The sequence below is a fragment of the Sediminibacillus terrae genome (assembly GCF_009602435.1).
In the GTDB taxonomy this organism is placed as follows: Bacteria; Bacillota; Bacilli; order Bacillales; family Amphibacillaceae; genus Sediminibacillus; species Sediminibacillus terrae.
Genome location: NZ_VZDQ01000011.1, coordinates 127,879 through 149,908, shown reverse-complemented (window position 1 = coordinate 149,908; position 22,030 = coordinate 127,879). Strand labels below are relative to the sequence as shown.

Annotated in this window: 22 protein-coding genes and 1 riboswitch; of the genes, 14 read left to right on the top strand and 8 right to left on the bottom strand. The window is 43.8% G+C overall.

The features are described from left to right. Nucleotides 1–19 precede the first annotated feature (19 nt). Nucleotides 20–1,003 (bottom strand): GMP reductase, encoded by a 984-nt coding sequence (guaC, locus tag F6X55_RS03295; RefSeq protein WP_153461935.1) that lies wholly within the window; start codon nucleotides 1,001–1,003, stop codon nucleotides 20–22. A 316-nt stretch (nucleotides 1,004–1,319) separates the two neighbouring features. Here guaC and F6X55_RS03290 point away from each other — a divergent pair, with 316 nt between their 5' ends. The 5 genes from F6X55_RS03290 (at nucleotide 1,320) to F6X55_RS03270 (ending at nucleotide 4,923) form a co-directional block, all read left to right on the top strand. Beyond that, a complete protein-coding gene (locus F6X55_RS03290) occupies nucleotides 1,320–1,967 on the top strand; it encodes a ribonuclease H family protein (protein WP_153461933.1) in 648 nt (215 codons plus the stop codon). 166 nt (nucleotides 1,968–2,133) lie between these two features. Beyond that, on the top strand, nucleotides 2,134–2,499 hold the full coding sequence (locus tag F6X55_RS03285; protein WP_026570673.1) for a PadR family transcriptional regulator: 366 nt from the start codon (nucleotides 2,134–2,136) through the stop codon (nucleotides 2,497–2,499). Next, complete coding sequence (locus tag F6X55_RS03280; RefSeq protein ID WP_026570672.1) at nucleotides 2,474–3,136, top strand: permease prefix domain 1-containing protein; 663 nt, start codon at nucleotides 2,474–2,476, stop codon at nucleotides 3,134–3,136. The genes F6X55_RS03285 and F6X55_RS03280 overlap by 26 nt, the downstream gene beginning before the upstream one ends. A gap of 12 nt (nucleotides 3,137–3,148) precedes the next feature. Then, nucleotides 3,149–4,213 (top strand): ABC transporter permease, encoded by a 1,065-nt coding sequence (locus tag F6X55_RS03275; RefSeq protein ID WP_153461931.1) that lies wholly within the window; start codon nucleotides 3,149–3,151, stop codon nucleotides 4,211–4,213. After that, nucleotides 4,213–4,923 carry an ABC transporter ATP-binding protein gene (locus F6X55_RS03270; protein ID WP_026570670.1) on the top strand — a complete coding sequence of 237 codons (711 nt, stop codon included), beginning with the start codon at nucleotides 4,213–4,215 and terminating at the stop codon, nucleotides 4,921–4,923. Before F6X55_RS03275 ends, F6X55_RS03270 begins: the two co-directional genes overlap by 1 nt. Nucleotides 4,924–5,201: 278 nt before the next feature. Here F6X55_RS03270 and F6X55_RS03265 read toward each other — a convergent pair whose 3' ends face one another. After that, nucleotides 5,202–5,900, bottom strand: a complete 699-nt coding sequence (locus F6X55_RS03265; protein WP_153461929.1) for a ChbG/HpnK family deacetylase — start codon at nucleotides 5,898–5,900, stop codon at nucleotides 5,202–5,204. A gap of 21 nt (nucleotides 5,901–5,921) precedes the next feature. Continuing rightward, on the bottom strand, nucleotides 5,922–6,650 hold the full coding sequence (locus F6X55_RS03260; protein ID WP_026570668.1) for a GntR family transcriptional regulator: 729 nt from the start codon (nucleotides 6,648–6,650) through the stop codon (nucleotides 5,922–5,924). Nucleotides 6,651–7,016: 366 nt separating this feature from the next. Between F6X55_RS03260 and F6X55_RS03255 the strand changes: the two genes are divergently transcribed. From F6X55_RS03255 to F6X55_RS03240, 4 genes are all read left to right on the top strand, one after another. Continuing rightward, a complete protein-coding gene (locus tag F6X55_RS03255) occupies nucleotides 7,017–8,306 on the top strand; it encodes a PTS sugar transporter subunit IIC (protein WP_026570667.1) in 1,290 nt (429 codons plus the stop codon). Further along, nucleotides 8,307–8,549, top strand: a complete 243-nt coding sequence (locus F6X55_RS03250) for a hypothetical protein (RefSeq protein ID WP_153461928.1) — start codon at nucleotides 8,307–8,309, stop codon at nucleotides 8,547–8,549. Further along, entirely contained in the window at nucleotides 8,546–8,854 is a 309-nt protein-coding gene (locus F6X55_RS03245) for a PTS sugar transporter subunit IIB (protein ID WP_026570666.1), read from the top strand. The genes F6X55_RS03250 and F6X55_RS03245 overlap by 4 nt, the downstream gene beginning before the upstream one ends. Nucleotides 8,855–9,024: 170 nt before the next feature. Then, nucleotides 9,025–9,789: a YkgJ family cysteine cluster protein gene (locus F6X55_RS03240; protein WP_153461926.1), complete on the top strand. Its 765-nt coding sequence runs from the start codon at nucleotides 9,025–9,027 to the stop codon at nucleotides 9,787–9,789. Between the two features lie 224 nt (nucleotides 9,790–10,013). Here the strand turns inward: F6X55_RS03240 and F6X55_RS03235 are convergent, their stop codons facing one another. Then, nucleotides 10,014–10,775, bottom strand: a complete 762-nt coding sequence (locus F6X55_RS03235; RefSeq protein ID WP_026570664.1) for an ABC transporter permease — start codon at nucleotides 10,773–10,775, stop codon at nucleotides 10,014–10,016. After that, nucleotides 10,776–11,504, bottom strand: coding sequence for an ABC transporter ATP-binding protein (locus tag F6X55_RS03230; protein WP_026570663.1), 729 nt, complete (start codon nucleotides 11,502–11,504; stop codon nucleotides 10,776–10,778). Between the two features lie 213 nt (nucleotides 11,505–11,717). Next, nucleotides 11,718–11,818, top strand: a riboswitch (TPP riboswitch). A 70-nt stretch (nucleotides 11,819–11,888) separates the two neighbouring features. Here F6X55_RS03230 and thiT point away from each other — a divergent pair. The 3 genes from thiT to F6X55_RS03215 all read left to right on the top strand — a co-directional run bounded on the left by thiT (nucleotide 11,889) and on the right by F6X55_RS03215 (nucleotide 15,198). Next, on the top strand, nucleotides 11,889–12,497 hold the full coding sequence (gene thiT / locus F6X55_RS03225; protein WP_153462381.1) for an energy-coupled thiamine transporter ThiT: 609 nt from the start codon (nucleotides 11,889–11,891) through the stop codon (nucleotides 12,495–12,497). Between the two features lie 41 nt (nucleotides 12,498–12,538). Next, nucleotides 12,539–13,753 carry an EAL domain-containing protein gene (locus tag F6X55_RS03220; RefSeq protein WP_153461924.1) on the top strand — a complete coding sequence of 405 codons (1,215 nt, stop codon included), beginning with the start codon at nucleotides 12,539–12,541 and terminating at the stop codon, nucleotides 13,751–13,753. Nucleotides 13,754–14,037: 284 nt separating this feature from the next. Then, complete coding sequence (locus tag F6X55_RS03215; protein WP_153461923.1) at nucleotides 14,038–15,198, top strand: endo-1,4-beta-xylanase; 1,161 nt, start codon at nucleotides 14,038–14,040, stop codon at nucleotides 15,196–15,198. Nucleotides 15,199–15,399: 201 nt separating this feature from the next. On the opposite strand, the gene F6X55_RS03210 is transcribed toward F6X55_RS03215, so the two are convergent. The 3 genes from F6X55_RS03210 to F6X55_RS03200 all read right to left on the bottom strand — a co-directional run bounded on the left by F6X55_RS03210 (nucleotide 15,400) and on the right by F6X55_RS03200 (nucleotide 18,232). Then, nucleotides 15,400–16,434 carry a serine hydrolase domain-containing protein gene (locus tag F6X55_RS03210; RefSeq protein WP_153461921.1) on the bottom strand — a complete coding sequence of 345 codons (1,035 nt, stop codon included), beginning with the start codon at nucleotides 16,432–16,434 and terminating at the stop codon, nucleotides 15,400–15,402. An 83-nt stretch (nucleotides 16,435–16,517) separates the two neighbouring features. Further along, nucleotides 16,518–16,712 (bottom strand): hypothetical protein, encoded by a 195-nt coding sequence (locus F6X55_RS03205; RefSeq protein WP_026570658.1) that lies wholly within the window; start codon nucleotides 16,710–16,712, stop codon nucleotides 16,518–16,520. Then, complete coding sequence (locus F6X55_RS03200) at nucleotides 16,676–18,232, bottom strand: ABC-F family ATP-binding cassette domain-containing protein (protein ID WP_153461919.1); 1,557 nt, start codon at nucleotides 18,230–18,232, stop codon at nucleotides 16,676–16,678. Before F6X55_RS03200 ends, F6X55_RS03205 begins: the two co-directional genes overlap by 37 nt. Before the next feature lie 166 nt (nucleotides 18,233–18,398). On the opposite strand from F6X55_RS03200, the gene F6X55_RS03195 reads away from it, so the two are divergent. Further along, a complete protein-coding gene (locus F6X55_RS03195) occupies nucleotides 18,399–21,581 on the top strand; it encodes a DEAD/DEAH box helicase (protein WP_153461917.1) in 3,183 nt (1,060 codons plus the stop codon). 216 nt (nucleotides 21,582–21,797) lie between these two features. Continuing rightward, nucleotides 21,798–21,992, top strand: coding sequence for a DUF2197 domain-containing protein (locus F6X55_RS20380; RefSeq protein ID WP_026570655.1), 195 nt, complete (start codon nucleotides 21,798–21,800; stop codon nucleotides 21,990–21,992). The last annotated feature ends 38 nt before the right edge of the window (nucleotides 21,993–22,030 follow it).

Genomic DNA, 22,030 nt, shown 5'->3' with positions numbered 1-22,030 from the left:
ATTCCCGCTCACCTTTTTGTTAGTACACTTTGTCGCCGTTGAAAATAGAATTTTTAACAATCACGTAATCTACATTGCGAATGGCGTCGAGCTTGTTGCCTCCCGCATATGAAATAGAGGATTGCAAATCTTGTTCCATCTCTTTCAACGTATCGGAAAGAGACCCTTTATGCTCGACAAGCATCTTTTTCCCTTCGACGTTCTTCTTTTCTCCTTTTTGGAACTCAGAAGCAGAACCGAAATATTCTTTGAAAAGCTTGCCGTCCGTTTCGATTGTCTCGCCCGGAGATTCTTCATGGCCCGCGAACAGAGATCCAATCATGACCATGGAGGCACCGAACCGGATTGATTTGGCGATATCGCCATGCGTCCGGATTCCGCCGTCGGCAATAATCGGTTTACTGGCGGCTTTGGCGCACCAGCGCAGTGCAGCCAGTTGCCAGCCGCCGGTTCCAAAACCGGTTTTGATTTTTGTGATACATACTTTGCCAGGGCCGATACCGACTTTTGTCGCGTCGGCGCCAGCGTTCTCCAATTCCCTTACGGCTTCCGGAGTCCCGACATTGCCGGCGATGACAAAGCTGGCAGGCAAATGTTTTTTGATATGCTGGATCATTTCGATGACAGCATTCGAATGGCCATGGGCTATATCGATGGTGATGTATTCCGGCGTAAGCTGCGCTTTTGCCAGTTCTTCGACAAAATGGTACTCTTCTTCCTTAACACCCACACTGATGGAGGCGATCAAACCACGATCCTTCATATCCTTCATAAAAGCAAGACGTTTCTCTGGTTCGAATCGGTGCATGATATAGAAATAACCATTTTCGGCTAAATATAATGCGATTTTTTCATCGATAATCGTCTGCATGTTGGCGGGAACCACCGGAAGTTTGAATGTGTTGCCGCCAAGCGTTACGGTTGTGTCGCATTCTGAACGACTGTCTACGATACACTTTGCAGGGACCAATTGAATATCTTCGTAATCAAATACATTTTCCATGTTATACACCTCTAAACACGAATATTATGATAAAGTTTAATGTTAATGTTCGTACATAGGGTAATTTACATCATTTTTAAGCAGATGTCAAAGGTTTTATTAGGGTTAAAACAGAACTATTATATATATACATCATTTTAATCGGAATGAATGATATAATGCAGGCTGACCGGGTACACTGGTTGTAAAAACAAAATGGACCTTTGCCTACATCATAACGCGGAGAATGCTCAGCAGAGGATTAAACTTTTGCACATAAGTCTCTTGTTAAACACCAGCTCCAGCTGAAAATCGTCCTGATAAAGGAGGGATACGTATGGATATCCGTATTGAAATGCTATATCAGACTCCAAAAGGAACAACGGCCAGATTCCATTCGGAAGAAATGAATCCGGGAAAAGCGATCCTGATAGCGGAGGATTTGGAAAAATCCGGACGGGCAAAACAAATCCATTTTCTCGATAGCCGCGATATGGAATGGACGTTAAAGGAATTAAAAAAATTTATTGCTGAAATAGAAACAGAACCACATAATGTCACGGTATATTTTGATGGCGGCTTTGACCAGGATATGCAGCATTCGGGTTTAGGATGTGCTATTTATTATGAACAAAACGGAAAATCGCTTCGTCTGAGAAAAAATGCACAAGTAGAAGAGTTGGATACGAACAATGAAGCAGAATATGCCGCTTTTCATTTGGCGCTGCAAGAGTTGGCGTATATGGGGGTGCATGACCTTCCTGTCACTTTTATCGGTGATTCGCAGGTTGTCTTACATCAATTGAGTGGGGATTGGCCATGTTATGAAAAAGAGCTATCCAAGTGGATAGATCGCATCGAAACCCTGCTGGATGAACTGGGCATCGATCCTTCCTTTCAGCTTGTTTCCCGCAAGTTGAATAAGGAGGCAGACCAGCTCGCTACACAGGCGCTGCGTGGGATTGCCATCACAGGTACGAAATAAGTAAACAAAACATAAAAACGGAGAAAAATACTGAAATTGGCAAGTGAGAAAGCTTCCGGTTTCAGTATTTTTTTGATTTTATTTTCGATACATTATTATTTGTGATAAATTACCTTGACAGACAAAGTAATGTGTTTTAAATTGTATTTCAGGAGGTGATGAAAAATTGGCCAGTAATATTTCGACAGACCTGATCAGAGGGCACACTGACACCATCATATTGAATGTATTACAGCAGGGGGATAGCTATGGCTATCAAATTTACAAGACGATTATCGCGCTCAGTGGAAATCAGTATGAATTGAAAGAAGCGACGCTTTATACTGCTTTTCGCCGATTGGAGAAGGAGGGGTATATCGCTTCTTATTGGGGGGACGAAACGCAAGGAGGACGCCGGAAATACTACCGTATAACAGACACAGGTATGCAGCGTTATAAACAAAACAAACAGGATTGGCATTTTGCCAAGAATGTTTTGAACCGATTAATCGAGGGAGGAATTCAGAATGAAGAGAATGAACCAGGATCTTAATCAAAAAATTCGATCCTATGTAGACAATTTGTTTGCTGGAATTGGCGATAGTCAACAGTTGTACGAACTAAAAGAGGAGCTGTCCATCAACCTGAAGGAAAAGGTCATCGATTATAAAAAAGCCGGCATGAATGAAGAGGAAGCCTTCAAGGAGGCTGTTAGTTCGATGGGTGATTTGAGCGGCCTCGTTGAGGATATGCGGCAGATCGGCCAGGATCAGACGAGAAAAGAGGTCTATTCTTCCATGACCGCCCGTGTTTCCACTGTTGGATTAATCACTGGCATACTGATTGGTCTTTTCGGTCTGTTGACAATGGCTATGCTGTATTTTATGAAGCTTCCATTGGAAGCTGTTACCGGACCGGCTATTTTCATCGTGTTAGGTGGAGCGCTTATCGCATACAGTCTCCTGACTAGGGAAACAAACAAAAAGTACGCCATGACCAAGGTGCGTGCCATGCTATATGGTTTGTCGGTCGGATTGATTCTGTTCAGTTTGTTTACGGCATTTACTTCCGGTTTTGCGACTGGTGAAATTTTTATCGGAATCAGTTCTTTCATGGTGTTTTTCCTGGCTGGGTTTGGCTTGTTGCTTGGGCTGTTGTTTACAGGGACAGATCGGAAAAAAGGAAGGTAAGGGGGGAGTGTTATGTTTTTAGCATTCAAAGAATTAAAATTTTCCAAGCTGAAGTATGCAATGGTCGGCTTTATTTTAACAGCTATTCTCTTCCTGCTTTTTTTCATTAATGGCCTGGCAAGCGGATTGGCTACTGCAGACAGTTCCTCGCTAAAAAATCTGCCCGCAGATTATGTAGTGATGAATTCGGAAGCCGATGGAAATATTTTAAAGTCGGAAGTTGGCAAAAATGCGCAGGAAGAATTGGAAGACTCTGTCGCAAAAGATCAATTCACTCCACTTACGATTACCATGTCTACAGTTAAGGGGGGGAATGCTGTTGCAGATGTGGTGTACTTTGCATTAGAGACAGATCATCCATCTCTTCCGCCAGTCATTGAGGGAAAGCCCATAGAAGAGATTACTGGGGAAGAGGTCGTAGTGGATAAATCATTAAAACGGCAGGGGTATGCCTTGCATGATACCTTGCATGATGAAAACTTAGGTGTGGAGTTTACGATTGCTGGCTTTCTTGAAAATCACACCTACAGTCATATGCCAGTTGTTTATACGAGTTTAAATGATTGGAACAAGCAGCCATTCAGCAATCCGGACAAAAATCAGGCGCTGCTTTACTATGGAAAGGAAACAGACGTGGCAAAGATGGATGTTTTGACATTAGAAAAGACAGTAGAATCGATGCCTGGTTATTCTGAAACACAAGGCTCGCTGATGATGATGGTCACATTCTTGTTTATTATCTCTGCATTTGTGTCAACTGTATTTTTCTACGTGATTACGATTCAAAAAAGAAACCAATTTGGAGTTTTAAAGGCAATCGGAGCCAGCACTGCTTTTATCGCAAAAGGTTTGGTGCTGCAGGTCGTTTTTCTAACAATCTCTGGTCTTGTTCTCAGTCTGCTTGGGGTATCCGGAATGACGAAGTTACTTCCTGAAGAAATGCCGTTTGAGATCTCCTGGCATATGATTGGCTTCACGGGCATTGTTTTTTTAGCACTAAATGTTTCCGGTTCGCTGGTATCTGTACATCAAGTTGCAAAGACGGATCCTTTGGAAGCAATAGGGAGGGCTGATTGATGAATGGAATTGTAAAACTGGAGAATATATCAAAGGTATTTTTGGATGGTGATAGATCGGTCGAAGTATTGAAAAATGTTTCAATGGAAATAAAACGGGGAGAGTTCGTGGCAATTGTCGGCCCTTCCGGTTCTGGGAAAAGCACCTTACTTTCGATTATGGGAGCATTATTGACACCAAGCAGCGGATCGATAGTGATCAGCGGACAAGAAGTGACCAATGCCAGTGTTCGACGATTGAAAAAAATTCGTAAAGACAAACTAGGATTCATTTTTCAGACTGCACATTTGATTCCGTATTTAACGGTACAAGAGCAGTTATTATTGGTAGCTGAAATTGTCTCAAAAAGAGACCGGGAACAGCGAGAAAAAGCCGCACACTTAATAAATGATTTGGGTTTGACCCATCGGGAAAACAGTCGTGTGGACCAGCTATCCGGCGGGGAAAAACAGCGGGTTGCAATTGCCCGGGCATTTATGAATGACCCTGATTGTATCTTGGCCGATGAACCAACAGCCAGCCTTGATTCAGAAAAAGGAAGAAGGGTAGTAAAGATGTTAAGGAAGGAAGTAAAAAACAGACAAAAGAGTGCGGTTATGGTCACACATGATGAACGGATGCTGGATTTATGTGATAGAATTCTCTATTTGGAAGATGGCATGATGTATGAGAAGCGGAAGATTCATGACGAAAAGCCCCCTTTGCGTTGAAGCAGAAGGAAGCTTTCCGAAAAAGTTGTCTGATTTCGTCCCTTGAAGACAGGGACCGGGGAGAAGTGTTGGCGCACTTCTCTTTTTTATTATAACGAATAAGATAGTTTGATTCTACTAAGCAAAGCTATTTATGGTGCGTGTTCTAAAAAGAAGAATAAAAAGGAAGAGGAAATTTGAGTTCGGCGTAGGTTTGAGAAACGGAATGTATCCACTAAAAAAGAGATCAGCGGAAAATCGAGCCGATGGAGAAATACGAAGTGTCCTTTTCGCCGCACTTATAGGAGCGTCACCCAATCTGGTATTTCCAGCGAACAAAGGATTTCTCTTTCAAGATCGCGTAGTTCGTTATAGGAACTGTTTGCTTGAAGCTCGGTATCTACAAAAGCCGGATGGGTCATGACTTCCACTTTACCGGTTGGGACCCTGGGTAAGTGATCGAATATCTGCCTGGTTATCCCTTGTCCATAAAAATCTGTCCACAGAACATCGGTCAAAAGGTGATCGGGATGGCAGCGAAGCGATTCTGCAAATCGAACAGGAACCCGATAGTCTTCAGCTAATCGCAGCGTCAACTCTTTCAGTGGTTCCCAGCCATGAATATGATGGTGGCTGTCGATATGATGAAGGGGCAACCCTGTAGAAAGAAACGCCTCCAATTGCGTCCGCCATTCTTTTTCGGTTTCCTTCAAATCAGGAACAGTGGTTTCACGAAAGTTACTCCTCAGAAGAAAGGTGCCTTCTTTGTCGACAATCTGCTTTAAGTCAGGACACAGGGCTTTTCCCCAAGTAAGAACAAGGTGGATTCCGACCTTCAAACGAGGATGATGTTTTGCCGCTGCTACAGCATCCTCCACGGCAAGACCATTCATCATTAAAGTTGCGGAACCTACCACTCCATTCACAAAAGCTTCTATGATTCCGTCATTGACGCCTTTCGTCAAACCGAAGTCATCTGCATTAAATAAAACTTCCATCCTTCTGTTTCCTTTCTTTTATTAAGTATTTTGGTCATACAATCGTTCGATGATGAAATTTGTTTTGTCTCCGCGAAAATAGGAGTGTGAAAATTCGATCTTGTTTCCGTGCTTATCTTCTGCTGTTGTCTCGATATAGAAGAGCGGCAATCCAGTGTCACACTGTAAATGGCTGCAGATTCGCTCGTTTGCAAAGGTGATTTCTACTTGTTCAGTCGTTTTTCCAATCGGAATATGAAAGACGTCTTGTAAGGCTGCATAGAGGGATGTTTCGGCATGCTGTTTCGTAAGACCGGGTGCTATGTGCCAAGGGATATAAGAAATTTCATATTGGATTGGTTCTTGGTCTGCCAGCCGGATTCTCTCTATTCGCTGCACGGCATCGTTGATGGATATGGATAAAGAGTGGGAAAGTTGCTGATCAGCCGGGATTACCTGAAGGCCGAGTAACATGATTTTTGGCTTCTTTCCTTGTATTGCTATCTGGTCGCTATACCGTTTGATTGTGTGGGAAAGGGTTTGCTTTACCTTTAGATCTGCTACATATGTACCCCGCCCTTGATGGCGTGCCAGGTATCCTTCTTGTGTCAATTGATTCAAGGCTGTTCTCACGGTCGTTCTGCTCACGTTAAATATGTTGCAAAGTTCCATTTCCGTCGGAATCTTTTCGCCGATTTGGTAGTGGCCGGTTTTAATGCTAGTAAGCAATTCCTCTTTAATGTATTCATGTAATGATAGATTATTGTTCATTGCATAACTCCCATCTGAAAAGCGGCTGTAGTTTGTTATGACAAATCCGGCTCTTACTCCATATTGTATGGGCGGAGAATTATTTGTATGATACATTTTCTGTGCCTCTGACGCATAAACATCTTTAAAAAGAACTTGTCATGACATTCGACTTCTGATCTGTGAAAGGAATGATCATCAATGTGATGGATGAAATTATTGGCCGTGGACTGAACTGAATGGGAATTGCCAGGTTGTTTAATTGGGTATAGTCGGTGAATTAACTGGCTGTAAAGAAACAGGGGAAGAAATGAAAAGGTGACTAACCTAAACCACGGAACTGCATATATTCACTCTTCCCATCATTTCATTTAGGGGGTAATCGGAATGAATCATCCGCTCATGCAAAGGTTTATTGAAGTAGCCGGGAGGATAGGGGCTCAGCGTCATCTAGTTGCTATCCGGGATGGTTTTGTCGCCATCATGCCGCTCGTTATCATTGGGTCGATAGGGATCCTGATAAACAATTTTCCGCCTTTCGGAAGTTTCGACTTGCCAGGTATATTAAATGGTATTTTCGGTGAGGGAAACTGGCAAAAGGTGGGCGGGAGTATTTGGAATGGCACGTTTGCAGTTCTCGGTTTGTTGATCGCATTTTCCATTGCTTATAATCTGGCAAAGTCTTATGAAATAGACGGATTGTCTTCAGGATTGATAACTGCAGCTGCTTATATCATGCTTGTTCCCGAAACCCCGGACTGGGGATTGAGTTTTGCCTGGTTGGGGGCACAGGGGTTGTTTGTCGCAATTATACTAGCATTGGTTCTTACTGAATTATTTCGATACCTGCTTCAATCCAGGCTGACGATAAAAATGCCGGAAGGGGTACCTGATGGAGTCGCCCGTTCGTTTACCGCGCTGATCCCTGCATCCATCATTTTGATCCTCGTAGGCTTGTTTCAAGCTCTGATGAGTCACTTTGCGGAAATCAGCATTTTTGAATGGATTTTCAATATCATTCAAGAACCTTTGCAAGGACTTGGAAATACGCTGCCGGCAGCAATGGTTGTATCTTTCTTGAATCACTTGTTATGGTTCTTCGGTTTACATGGAACCAATATTATCGGTTCTGTCATCGAGCCGGTTTATCTGCCGCTCATCGAAAAAAATCTCTCCTTGTACCAAAGCGGCGTTTCCGCTTTCGATGTACCGAATATCGTGACCAAACCATTCCTCGATTCTTTTGTGTTCATGGGTGGATCCGGTACGACAATCGCTTTGCTGATTGCTATATTTTTCGTCATCCGTCAAGAGAAAAATCATCCATATCGGGAAGTTGCAAAGCTATCGGCACCGGCTGGGCTTTTCAATATAAATGAACCCGTCATCTTCGGACTGCCGATCGTACTAAATCCAATTATGATGCTCCCCTTCATACTCATTCCTGTAATACTCACAGTTACATCCTATATCGCGCTGGCAACCGGAATCGTTCCTAAAACTGTCGCCATTCTCCCATGGACGACGCCTCCGATTTTGAGTGGGTATCTAGTGACAGGAGGAAGCTGGAGGGGGATTGCTCTCCAGATATTCAATCTGGCTTTGGCGGTAATCCTTTATATTCCGTTTGTCGTGGCCGGTATCCGGGCGTTGAAACAAAGAATGGAGACAAGATAGATGGGCGATCGGGAGCAACTACAGTTTTTTTTGCCGATTTTACCACCAGGATTTACGGTTTCCGTCGACAGTCTTGTCCGTTGTTTTAGCAGAGTTGTATTTCAAAACATCGGTATTACCTGGATGCTATCGAACGCTTTCAGACAGAAGGCGGGAGATTTGGATATTGGCTTATCGATGACAGTAAGAATTGGCAGGCGTAGTAATTGCATTTATACGGAAGGGGGAGGAAAAGCAAGATGAATATCATTCTTGTATGCTCGGCTGGTATGTCGACGTCGATGCTGGTTTCCAAAATGAAAAAAGCGGCTGGAGACAGGGGATTGACAGCAAATATTGAAGCGGTTTCCGAGTCAGCGCTAAAGCGTAAATTGGATAATCTCGATGTGGTGCTGATAGGGCCGCAGGTAAGGTATTTGGAGAAGAAAATAAAAAGTCAGTTGGAACCGAAGGGAATAAAAGTGGCTGTAATCGATCAAATGGCTTATGGCATGATACAAGGCGAAAAAGTGCTCGACCAGGCGCTTGGACTATACAAAGAAACATAAATTGCCCGGGTATGCGGATTGGCCGGGAACGCTTAGCTTGAAGAGCGTTCCTGGCTTTTTTATGGATGTGGAATGGTTGTACGGAGCAATAGAAATATCAAGTTCCTATTTACTTCTCCCCGGAAAAAGTGAACAATAAGAAAGCAACGATCAATAAGGGAGACAAATGCATGGAAAAATATCTAAGCTATGAGGAAATTCAAAATAGATGCGGTAAATTACATGAGAAATATCAAATCGAGGAAGAAAGATTTTATAGGGTAGTGGAGATATGGGCGGAAAGCCATATGTCGACGGAAGGCAAATTGATTGGGAGTTTTCTCGAGTTGCTGGAAGTCGTCAGTGAAGAAATGGATACGATACAAAACAACCTGGAAATGGAGACTTCTTGTCGGATGGGATGTGCGTTTTGCTGCTATTATCCTATTATTGTCAACAAGATGGAAGCAAAACTGATGAAGCAGACGATAGCTTCATTTCCTGAACAGCGCAGGAAGAAACTTTACGCTCACATCGATTCTTATTTCCAAAAATACAGCAAGCAGCTGGAAGAACTGTCAGCCATTGAAACGGAAACCGACCAGGAATTCAAACTAGCCTACCGGGAAAAACAACTGCCATGCGTGATGCTCGATACAAAAACCAATCAATGCATGGCGTATGAAATCAGACCGATTCCTTGCCGGACTTACGTGAATTTTGCTGATCCAAAAGTTTGTCAGCAAAACATCATGCCTAAAGAAACCGTGAGCTTTGAATTTTTATATGGCGAGTATATGGGCGCACTCAACGAATTTCTGCAATACCTTTATGAAGAAGAAGGTACAGCCTTCGTTGATTATCCAGACGACCTCTACGCCCAAGATTACCTGTTCAACTGGCTTAAAGACTACAGATTCGATGATGGGGCCGATGCCGGGGTCAGTCCCCGATGACCTAATTCCTCTCGATCTGAACGTTTTGGGGACTGACCCCAAATGGGGGACTGCAGCATCACTAAATGGGCTGAATGTTGACAGGACGGGGCTCGAGGGTTGTGAAGGTCTGACCCCGATTCCATAGGTTGTCCCTTTAATTTGGTGAGGGGGTCAGTCCCTCTCGCTGTTACTGGGTAATAATGAATGGCTCGTAGGGACTGACCCCCAAATCATCCGAATGTTTATTCTTTCATTCTGTTTTTGACGAGCTGCATGCGTTCGTTGAATAAGGTCGGATAGGACATGTAACCGAGCAGGATGCTGGTGACCACGGCTGTTGTCAGGATCAGGAACAAAATTAACAATTGAAATTGAACGGCTTGAACTGGGTCTGCACCTGCTATGATTTGGCCGCTCATCATTCCCGGGAGCTGGACGAGTCCGATGGTTTTTTGGCTCTCTATGGTCGGTATGGTACTTGCTTTGATGGAAGTGATCAGTTGACGATGGATCGCTTGTTTAGGCGTACCCCCCAATGAGAGGATCAATTCTGTTTCGTCCTCGTGGTCTTCCACCTCTGAAGTAAATCGATTCAAAAACAGGATCGACAATACCATGGAATTACCGATGATCATTCCGCTGATTGGAATGATATATTGCGGAGTGGGCGGAGTAATCGACAGCCCGAGCAGAATTCCTTGGGTAAGGACTTCCACGACTACAAAGGTAAGAACCAGCTTCCATGTGATCCCCTGGATCGAACGGCCTTTCCTGCGTGCATTTTGGGTGGCTGCCGCTATCATCAGGACGACCATCAACAGGATGTACAGCATATTTTCAGCATCGAATACATACTGCAAAAGATACCCGACTGCCAGAAGCTGGATAATCGAGCGGACTGCAGCGATGATTGTATCTTTTTCCAGTTCCAGTTTCAATGCTTTCGATAATAAAAGCGGAATGAGAACGAAAATGAGAGCGAGGGACAAAGTAAGATAATTCATTTAATCCTCCCCCTTTACAAACCGTCTGACTTGTTCATTGGATGGGTCATTCAACAGACTGCTTTCCCCTGTCTCTACAACCTCTCCAGCGATCATCACCCAGGTATAGTCTCCGAGGTTTTTCGCCTGCTGGAGGTTGTGGGTGATCCAAATCATCGTCGTGCCATACTTTTCATTTATTTTGACAATCAGCTCTTCGATGTCTTGTTGGGAAACTCGGTCAAGCGAAGCGGTGATTTCATCCAAAAGTAAGATATCCGGCCGGTTGACTAGAGTGCGTGCAATTGACAACTTTTGCCGCTGACCACCAGATAAATCTTTGATGTTCTGTTGAAGGATGTCCTGCTTCAGACCGACTAAGTCCAACAATTCTAATGCCTTCTCCCGGCGAAGTTCTTCTCCCTGCAGTTTGAGAGGAAGAGTTAGGTTATCGAAAACACTTCCACTTATCATGGTAGCGCTTTGCAAGGCAATTCCGACTTTCCTGCGAAGCTCGACAGGATGATATTTTTCAATATGTTTGTCCTCCACATAAATATCTCCAGAACTGGTTTTACGCAGGCCGTTGATCAACCGGAATAAACTCGTTTTACCAGCACCGGATGGCCCGACCAAGGTTGTGATTTTTCCTTCAGGAAAAGAGCCGGTTACTTGTTTTAATATTTCCTGTCCATCGGCAGCGTAAGTTACATTTTCTAGACGAACGGCCTCCTTGACTGTCACTGGCATGAATGATTCTCCTTCTCTCTAGTTTGCAAGTACAATCAGTTTCCCCAATATAGACGGTTCCTATTTTCCCTTTGTACCAGATCAATTTTAACAAATATCCTGAAGATTTGCTGACCGAATCGATGCTGTCTATATGAAGAATCTACGCAAAACTCTACCACCCTCAGGGAGAATCAGGTATAATAAAATTAGCGCAACACACAATTACATAAGCGAAACCACAAGGGGAGCTATATGCTGAGAGTGAACGGAACTGTTCTGACCCTTTGAACCTGTTAGTTAATGCTAGCGCAGGGATGTGGATGATGGTGGATCGGATTCTGGCTGTCTGCATACATGTTCTCCCTTGGTGTTTCGTTTGGAAAAGGGGAGTTTTTTTATATGTTGAAAAAGTTGGGTTTGGTTGCATTGATTGAAGCATCATTTTTCGCTGCACTGGCATTTGTTTTTGACTTGCTGCCTTCAATCAGATTGTCGCCATCGATTTCCATCTCGTTCGCCATGGTACCGGTTCTACTGCTTGCTTTCAGAAGGGGCTTCGTTGTTAGTGCTCTTGCCGGCCTTATTTGGGGATTATTGCAAGTAGCGCTTGGGGATGCCGCACGCTCTTTTCTGACGCCTTTACAAGGATTTATCGAATACTTTGTCGCTTTTGCATTCGTTGGGTTTGCAGGCCTTTTTTATCAACCGGTTCAGACTGCATTTCGCAAGGGGAGGAAAAGAACCGCTTTATGTCTCGTGACTGCTGCTGTTTTTGTCGGCAGTATCGCACGTTATTTTTGGCATTTCATCGCCGGTTTCATATTTTGGGGTGAATATGCGCCCGAGGGAATGAACCCAGTCTTGTTTTCCTTTATTGCCAACGGGGTGACAGCACTTGGTGCCGCTGTATTGTGTTCTATAGTGACTGTATTGGTAGTAAGCAGTGCACCTTCGTTGATCAAGCCCAAAGTGACTGCCGCCACTGTCACTCCTCCGCGAAAGGCTTCCTGAGAGATAAATAATAGAATGGTTACGGAAGGTAGGGGTAACTCATGGATCCATTGGACATCCTGGACAATTTACAGAGTATAAAGCCTGTCTACCAGCCTATTGTCAGTGCGATCCGTCATTCGGTAGCAGGCTATGAAGTGCTGGGAAGATTCAGGGTCAAAGGAGAATGGGAAAGTCTCGGCCCCTTTTTTCACGATCCGGATGTACCGGAAGAGTTTAAGGTAGAAGTCGATCAACATCTGCTTCAAATCGCTTTAACAGAAATGCTGGACTCAGAAGTTGACGGTTATTTGTTTATAAATCGGAATGCCAAGCAGCTAATGGTGAATGACGGAGAAGACCTGTTGCAGCTGCTGCTCGATTTCGAGGCAAAAGGGTTTGCGATGAACCGTATTGTCATCGAAGTTACAGAGCATGACTTCGATGAGGCGTTTGAAAATTTAAATCATCTCCTGCTTTATTATAAAACATTCGGCATCCAGATCGCAGTCGACCACGTTGGAGCGAAAAGCTCTAACATTGACCGGATCCGCCAGCTGGAACCGCACATATTAAAAATAGATACGGATATCATCCGCCGTCATAACGCGGATGGTTTTCAGGATATCATGCATTCATTATCCATGCTCGCCAGGCGGATCGGAGCGGCTTTATTGTTTGAAAACATAGAAGATAATTTTCAACTGCATTTTGCCTGGAAGCATGGTGGCCGTTTTTACCAGGGATATTACTTGGCAAAACCGGGTTTTACGATGGACAATCAGTCCGTATTAGGGGTGAATGTAACGGATAAGGTATCCGAATACATCCAACGGGAAAAACAACTGGTGGAACAACGTCTGTATCACGTGCTGAATTGGGAGAAAAAAGTGAAAAAAAACCAGGCACAGTGGGAAGGAATCAAAAATGCTGATCATTTTATCGAAGGCTTGACGAGTGACTTTGAGGAAGAGAGTTTCCGGATGTTTATCTGCAATAGTGACGGTCACCAGGTATCTTCCAACTTTCGCAAAAGAGACGGCCATTGGGAAATGGAACCTGACAAAATAGGGTCGAACTGGGCATTCCGTCCTTACTTCCTTGAAAATACTATGCAGATGAAAACGTGGAGTAGAGGGATACTGTCCGAAATCTATTCGGATATTGAAACAAGAGAAATGATTCGAACGTTTAGCTTTCCGCTGACAGATGAGTATTTTTTGTTTATTGATATCCGCTATGCTTTTTTATTTGAGAACGAATCGCTGCTAATCTGATCGGGGCAGCCATCACGCACAACATTAGCTATGAGCCTGGCAAATGCCGGGCTTTTTTGATGGGCAAAAGGGTGGTCATTAGGCCGGAGTAAATGGAGAGATATAGTTCCATTTACTTATTTTCCTGAAAAGTTAGTTCGTTTAATTGATAAACAAAGTTAAGCTGTTTATAATGAAAGGGCTTACAAACTAGAGAAGGGAGTTTATCGTATTGCTTCTCTAAGTTTATAAGATGGGAGGGATGAGGAGGGTTTTGTAACTATTTAAAAAGGAGGAAATGATTGATGCTACAAGTCCTACGAAAACCTATAATTGCAGGCCTTGCCTTATCTTTGCTGGTTCCTGTTGGCGCTCGTTCTGTGGTGGCGGAACAAACAGAAAGTGCTGCTAGTGCCTTAGAAGTTCCATCTATCCAGGAAAGATATCAGGATTCTTTTGCCATTGGAGCCGCTGTGGAGCCTTATCAGTTGGAAGGAACACAGGGAGAAATACTTAAACACCATTATAATAGCATTGTTGCGGAAAACGTCATGAAACCGGTCAACATTCATCCGGAAGAAAAGCGTTATGATTTTGAAGAAGCAGACAAGATTGTACAGTTTGCCAGGGAAAATAACATGGAAGTCCGTTTCCATAATCTCGTCTGGCACAGCCAGGTACCAGAATGGTTTTTCCTCGATAAGCAGGGGAATAAGATGGTGGAAGAAACAGACCCGAAGCAACGGGAGAAAAACAAGCAATTACTATTGAAGCGGTTGGAAAAACATATAAAAACTATTGTGAAGCGATATAGAGATGATGTAGATTCATGGGATGTAGTCAATGAAGTAATCGATGAATATGCTTCTAATGATCGCGGACTGCGTGAATCCCCGTGGTATCAAATAACGGGGACCGACTATATTAAGACTGCCTTTGAAACAACCAGGAAATACGCTGGCGAAGATGCAAAACTTTATATCAATGACTACAATACAGAAGTAGAACCGAAGCGAACGTACTTATACAATCTTGTTGTTGACATGCTAGAACAAGGTGTTCCGATAGACGGCGTGGGCCATCAATCCCATATCCAGCTTGGTTGGCCATCCCTTCAGGAGATGGAAGATTCGATCAATATGTTCGCAGATCTGGGGCTTGATAACCAAATCACCGAACTCGATGTCAGCATTTACGGTTGGCCACCAGTTCCAGCATATCCAACATACGACGCCATTCCGGACAGTGTCTTTACAAACCAGGCACAGCGCTATGATGATTTATTTGCCTTGTATGAGAGACTGGAAGATAAAATCAGCAACGTCACCTTTTGGGGAATTGCAGATGATCACACCTGGCTTGATGATAGGGCCGAAGAGTACAATGATGGGGTAGGAAAAGATGCTCCGTTCGTATTTAACCCGGATTATAATGTGAAGCCTGCCTATTGGTCCATAATGGACTGAATAGGTAGTGAAGAAACACATAACGGTATGGACTGCCTGGAACTTCGGCAGTCCTTTGTTTTTTTAACCGATTCCCATAAATGGAGCTTATGATTCCATTTGGTTTAAAGGAGACCGTCTTCACACTAATGTTAATACAACAGATCAGGTAACTACCCTACATACATAATTGCATAACCAACCTTATAAAAAGCAACACCCTCAATATCGTTTTGTTAATGGAGGAAGCAGTCGCTTGTACACTTGGCCGATGATACCTTTCAATTGGTGTACACCCAGGTCTGCATTCGTCATGATAACCGCACCGGTTCCCAAGGAAGGATAAGCGACAAGCATCGATTGAAAGCCAATTCCCCAACCGAGAGAAGAGATCTCCTTTTCTCCCTCTATCCAGTCCATAAACAACCCAAAACCTGAAAAGGGAGCACACCCTTGGGGGGAGGACATTTCTTCTGCAAGAGAATGTGAGAGTACTACGGAGCTTTTTCCGGCCGTAGCAAGAAGGAATTCATTCAATAAAAAATTCAGATCAGTAGGGGTTGTCCATAAACCTGCTGCTGCAGGAAATGGATACTCCGTATATTTTTCATTAACAAGCCGGCCAACCTTATTGTGACCGGAGGAAAGCTTTTCTTTTTCTGTTAATGTATATGTACTGTTTTTCATATGCAACGGTTCAAACAATTCCTCTTTCATTATTGTTTCAAAGGATTTTTCGGTAATATCTTCTATCAAAAGCTGAATAATGCAATAGCCGGCATCTGAATAATGAAAAATACCCCCTGGTTTTTCTTTGATATGTACTGGTTGGGGGCAGTAAGCGGTTTTGCCTATCAATACATCTTCCATAAGGGGGAAGCCTTCAGCTTCGTTAAGAGGACCGAAGCTTTCTTCGGGATCCTTTATTCCTGCTTGATGGCTTAGCAATTTGCGTAATGTGACTTTGTTTGTTTTTGTCAGGGGTGATTCGGGTACTTTCCAGGATACTAGTTTCCTATTTACATCCTCATCCAAGTCCAGGATTCCTCTTCCTGCGAGTTTCATCACAAGCATGGCTGTAACAAACTTACTGATGGAGCAAGCGCTGAATAACGTTTCAGGTTTTACGTGCTGGTTTGTACCAGCTTCTGCGATACCGAAACATTCCGTTGATTGAAGGTTATACTTCTCGATAATCGCCAAACTCATTCCAGGAACAGTGGACTGCTCCACCAAGGATGCTAACTGTTTACCCATTTTTTCATCTCCCCATCTGTATTTCTTTCTATTATATAACAAGAACATATGTTCGTAAATGGAGTGATGAAAGTTGTTAAGGATTAAATATAGAACCATTTATCAAAAACGTCCAACAGAGCTGGAATCAAAGCCGGATCATCCCATTCTTTAACATCGATAATACAAAAACCGAACGAGCCTCGAAGCATCGTTCGGTTTTTGCTTTGGCGATTGTCTTTTTGTCCGTTGTTATCATTCGTTAGAACATTTTCGTCGTCCAATCTTCGCAATTCCATTTATCCGTGACGATCCCCTCATAGAAATCCGGCTCGTGGGAAATCAACAATACACTCCCTTTGTATTCGGAAAGGGCACGCTTCAATTCTGCTTTTGCATCCGGATCCAGGTGATTGGTCGGTTCATCCAAAACAAGAAGGTTTGTTTCCTTGTTGAGCAATTTGCAAAGACGGACTTTTGCTTTTTCTCCGCCGCTGAGCACTTGTACTTTGCTTTCCATATGCTTTCTGGTAAGTCCGCATTTAGCGAGAGCGGCCCGCACTTCCTGTTGGGTAAAATGCGGGAACTCGCTCCATATTTCTTCAATGCATGTGGTGTCCGATTCCTTTTTCAACTCTTGTTCGAAGTAACCGATATGAAGGTGCTCACCCAATTGAACAGAGCCGGAAACAGCAGGGATTTCACCAAGAATGCTGCGTAACAATGTCGTTTTGCCGATACCGTTCGCTCCATACAAAGCGATTTTTTGCCCGCGCTCCATTGAAAGATTCAATGGACGAGACAAAGGTTCGTCATAACCGATGACCAATTCGTTGGTTTCAAACAAATACTTTCCTGGAGTCCTTGCTGTTTGAAACTGAAAGGAAGGCTTCGGCTTTTCCGCATCCAGTTCGATGAGATCCATTTTATCCAATTTCTTCTGCCGTGACATCGCCATTTTGCTTGTAGCTGCATTTGCTTTATTGCGGGCAACGAAATCTTTTAAATTGGCGATTTCCTTCTGCTGCTTCTTGTAAGCTGCTTCCAGCTGTTGCTTTTTCATCTCGTACACACGGAGAAATTCATCGTAATCTCCCGGATAGCGGGTGATTTCTTGATTTTCCATGTGATAAATAACATTGATGACACTATTTAAAAACGGAATATCGTGCGAAATAAGGATGAAAGCATGATCGTATGCCAGTAAGTAATTTTTCAACCATTCAATGTGCTCCACATCCAAATAGTTGGTCGGTTCATCGAGCAGGAGGATGTCCGGTTTTTCCAGAAGCAGCTTGGCGAGCAGCACTTTCGTCCGTTGACCGCCGCTTAAATCGTGTACGTCCCTGTCAAGACCGTAATCATTCAGTCCCAAACCGTTTGCAATTTCTTCTACTTTCGCATCGATTGTATAAAAATCGTTATTGGTCAAAGCGTCCTGAATCTGGCCGGTTTCTTCCAAGATAATCTCAAGTTCCTCCGGTTCCGCTTCTCCCATCTTTGCATACAGTGCGTTCATTTCTTCTTCCATGTCGAATAAATATTGAAAAGCCGTTCGCAACACGTCGCGAATCGACATCCCTTGTTTTAAATCCGCATGCTGGTCGAGGTAGCCGACCCTGGAACGCTTTGACCAGGTGACGGTACCGGCATCCGGTTCCAATTTTCCGGTGATAATATTCATGAACGTGGATTTTCCTTCGCCATTGGCGCCGATCAATCCGATATGCTCTCCTTGCAACAGGCGAAACGAGACATCGTCGAAAATCGCCCTGTCTCCAAATCCATGGCTCAAGTTAGTTACAGTCAATATACTCATTGTAAACACCTTTTCTAGTTGTTATCGTCTTTCTTATTATAAAGGGGATTGGAGAAAAGCGATAGGGGGGAGACGAGACGGTGAAGTGCCATCGACAATGACGGTCATGGTATAATGAGAAACAGTATATTTCACGTACACCCTTGTAAACAATGGAGTGGCACTCATGAAACTAAATCTTACCAAAAAAAAGATCAAAGATAGATGTGGCACGATTTCTTATAAAAGTGGAGAATCATTCTTCCGCAACAGGAAAGTAGAACTCACTGAAGCCCGGCCAGGGAGATGGGAAGCAACCGTCATCGGCAAGGAAGACTTCCATGTATTGATTGAGACAGATAAACAGGGAAATATCCGAGCTACTTGCAGTTGCCCTTCCCTTGAAGGCTATCCCAAAGACTGCCAGCATATAGCGGCTGTCCTGCTGAAGATCGAAAACAGCGAGCAGGCGGTATACGCATCGACTATGGAAGGGAACGAACTGGCTGATAACCTGGTTTCCCTTTTCCAACAGCCGGAAGTGCGTTCTGCCAAACAACAAACACACTTTGAAAATCGACAATTGCTGGATGTCCGATTCACTTGTCAGCTGTTTGACTTTCCTGGAACCGAAACGGATGATTTCTTTGCCATAGGCTTGGAAGTATCTTCCCATAGGGTAACAGATATTCAAAGCTTTCTCTTCCGATTTCAGGAAGGAAAACCGGTGATACTGTCCTCTGCTTGGACGTTTGATCTGCATTTTCATTGTTTTGCGCCAGAAGTGTACGCCGTGCTAGAATTTTTGGCAGCTATCAGCCTGGATCACCGGGAAGGTTTCGAGAACGGTGGCACGGATTTTTTACCGATTCCGCCATCTGCATGGGACAAGCTTTGCTCGCTTTTGATGAACGTCGAACATGCAGGCCTTGATTACAAGGGACGAAGTTATCCACGTTTTGAAGTATCGACGGAAAGGCTGCCTTTGCACTTTGAATTAGTCGAGTCCAACAATCAGACTGGTTTTCTGCATGTCGAGGGTTTAGAGGAAATTGTCTTGGTGGAACCTTATCAATCTGTCGTGTCGGAAGGGAAACTGGTGAAGCTGGGCCGTCACGACTGGAAACGTCTCGCTGAAATAAAACGGATGTTGGAACCATCTAAAACAGAGCGGATTCCGATTGAACGGGGACAGTTTTCCTTTTTTGTGGAAAAAATTGTTCCGGGACTGAAAAACATCGGCAGGGTGACCATTTCGGGAGGAGAACATCTTAGTCTTGCAAAGAAGTCCCTTGTCGCAAAGCTTTATTTGGATAGAGTAAACAGCCGTCTGCTTGCAGGCCTGGAATTCCATTATGAACAGATCGTCATTAATCCATTGGAAGAACAGGAGCTTGCATTGCACTCTTTAATCGTCCGGGATAACGAAAAAGAGGAAAAAATTTTGCAGTTAATGGAAGACAGTCTGTTCACTAAAACAGACAGCGGCTATTATCTGCATAACGATGAGTTGGAGTATGACTTTCTTACTTATACCTTGCCCAAGCTACAGAAATTGGCCCGTGTTTATACGACAACGGCTGTCAGGGTCCGAGTGGTAAAAGAAAATATATTCCCGAGAATCAGGGTCAAGCTGCATAAAGACCGTATGAATTGGCTTGAGTATAAATTTGAATTGGATGGAATCGCCGACGATCAGGTGCGAGAACTGTTGCATGATCTAGAAGAGAAAAGAAAGTATCACCGATTGAGGAACGGTTCGCTGCTTTCCTTGGAAACAAAGGAATTTGAAGATATCAAACGGTTTTTGAGTGCTGTTCCGGATGGGGAAGGTGATATGGAAAGTGGACTGAAAATCCCCTTTGAAAAGAGCCTTCAGCTGCTTGATCATGTAGACAATAATCCGGTTCTATTGATAGAGGATTCCTTTCGGGCTTTTTTGACAAGCATCAGCCAGCCAAACGAGCACGCATTTGAGTTGCCGCCAGGTTCGGAAAAGGTCCTTCGAGAATATCAGATTCGGGGCTATCAATGGTTGAAGACATTGGCCTTTTATGGGTTCGGCGGTATTCTGGCCGATGATATGGGTCTTGGAAAAACGGTGCAGGCCATCACCTTCCTCTTATCTGAAAAAAGACAGAACAGGGAGATGCAAAAGCCGGCATTGATAGTCTGTCCTTCTTCCGTTACCCACAACTGGCTCCATGAATTGAAAAAGTTTGCTCCCGGTATGCGCGCTATGGTTCTCGAGGGGGAAAAACGCTGGCGGAAAAAAATGATGGAGCATGTGAGTGATATGGATATTCTGATCGTCTCCTATCCTATTTTGAGAAGAGATATTACAGAAGTGGAAAAGACTGTTTTCCATACAGTCTTCTATGACGAGGCACAGGCGTTCAAAAATCCTGTCACCCAAACAGCGCGAGCAGCAAAAAGGGTCCAGGCAACCCATCGATTCGCACTGACAGGAACCCCGATGGAAAACGCGCAAGAAGAACTTTGGTCCCTTTTTCACGTTGTTTTCCCCGGTCTTTTTCAAGGACTGCGCGCATTCAGTCATCTGTCCAAGGATGCAGTCGCCAAACGTGCCAGACCTTTCATCCTACGCAGGATGAAGAAAGACGTACTTTCGGAACTTCCGCAAAAAAGGCAAAGTATCGAAGTGCTAGAGCTGCTTCCCGAACAGAAAAAGCTTTATGCAGCTTATCTGGCCAAGCTCAAGCATGATACCTTAAAACATTTGGATAAAGAAACGTTTCATAAAAATAAAATAAGGATTCTGGCCGGGTTGACGAGACTCAGGCAAATTTGCTGTCACCCTGGTTTGTTCGTCGATGGCTATCAAGGAAGTTCTGCAAAATTCCGTCAGCTGCTTGAATTGATTAGAGAGGCAAAACTCGCCGGAAGAAGAATGTTGGTGTTTTCCCAGTTTACCAAAATGCTCGATATAATCGGAAGAGAGCTGACTTCCCAGGGATGGACGTATTTTTATTTGGACGGTCATACACCGGGCAATGAAAGAGTTGAAACGTGTGAGAGGTTCAATGAGGGGGAGCGTGACCTGTTTTTGATATCGTTGAAAGCGGGCGGAACAGGGCTTAATTTGACAGGTGCCGACACCGTAATCTTTTATGACAGCTGGTGGAATCCCGCTGTCGAGGAACAGGCAGCAGATCGTGCTTACCGTATCGGTCAGCAACGAGATGTGGAAGTGATCAAACTTGTCGCCCGGGGGACGATTGAAGAAAAAATGAATGAATTACAAGATAAAAAACGGGAAATGATCGGTGAGATTCTGGATTCGCAAGAAAAGAATACGGCATTGCTGACAGAAACAGATATCAAAGATTTATTAAATATGGATGAATAACAATTTATCCAGCACAGTAACTGAATAGAAACCGAACGAGTCCACTTCGTTCGGTTTTGTCGAGTTTTCATAAACTAGAAACTCAACTCCGGCGGGGTACCTCGCTTTCCGTGGGCAGGAGATAACGCAAAGTTCCCTCTTGAGTAAAAGTTGACAGGAAAAACTGAACAAGTGGCGAAGTAATGAATATAGAAGGTAACAGGAAGGGGGGATTGGGTGGAAGTAACATGCTTTTTTTGTAAAAAGCTTTTCTTTCTCGATTTTTCAGATACCCAGTATTTAAAATTTAAAAGGAACCCGCAAGCACGATATGTGTGCAAAAAATGTAATCGCTCGCTGCAGCAAGAAGCACAGCAATCAACCGGGTTACACCCGGATTCAATAGATAAGTATGATAAATTTTTTCGGTAATCGTAATGGGAAAGAAACATATTAGCCGGGAGGAAAAA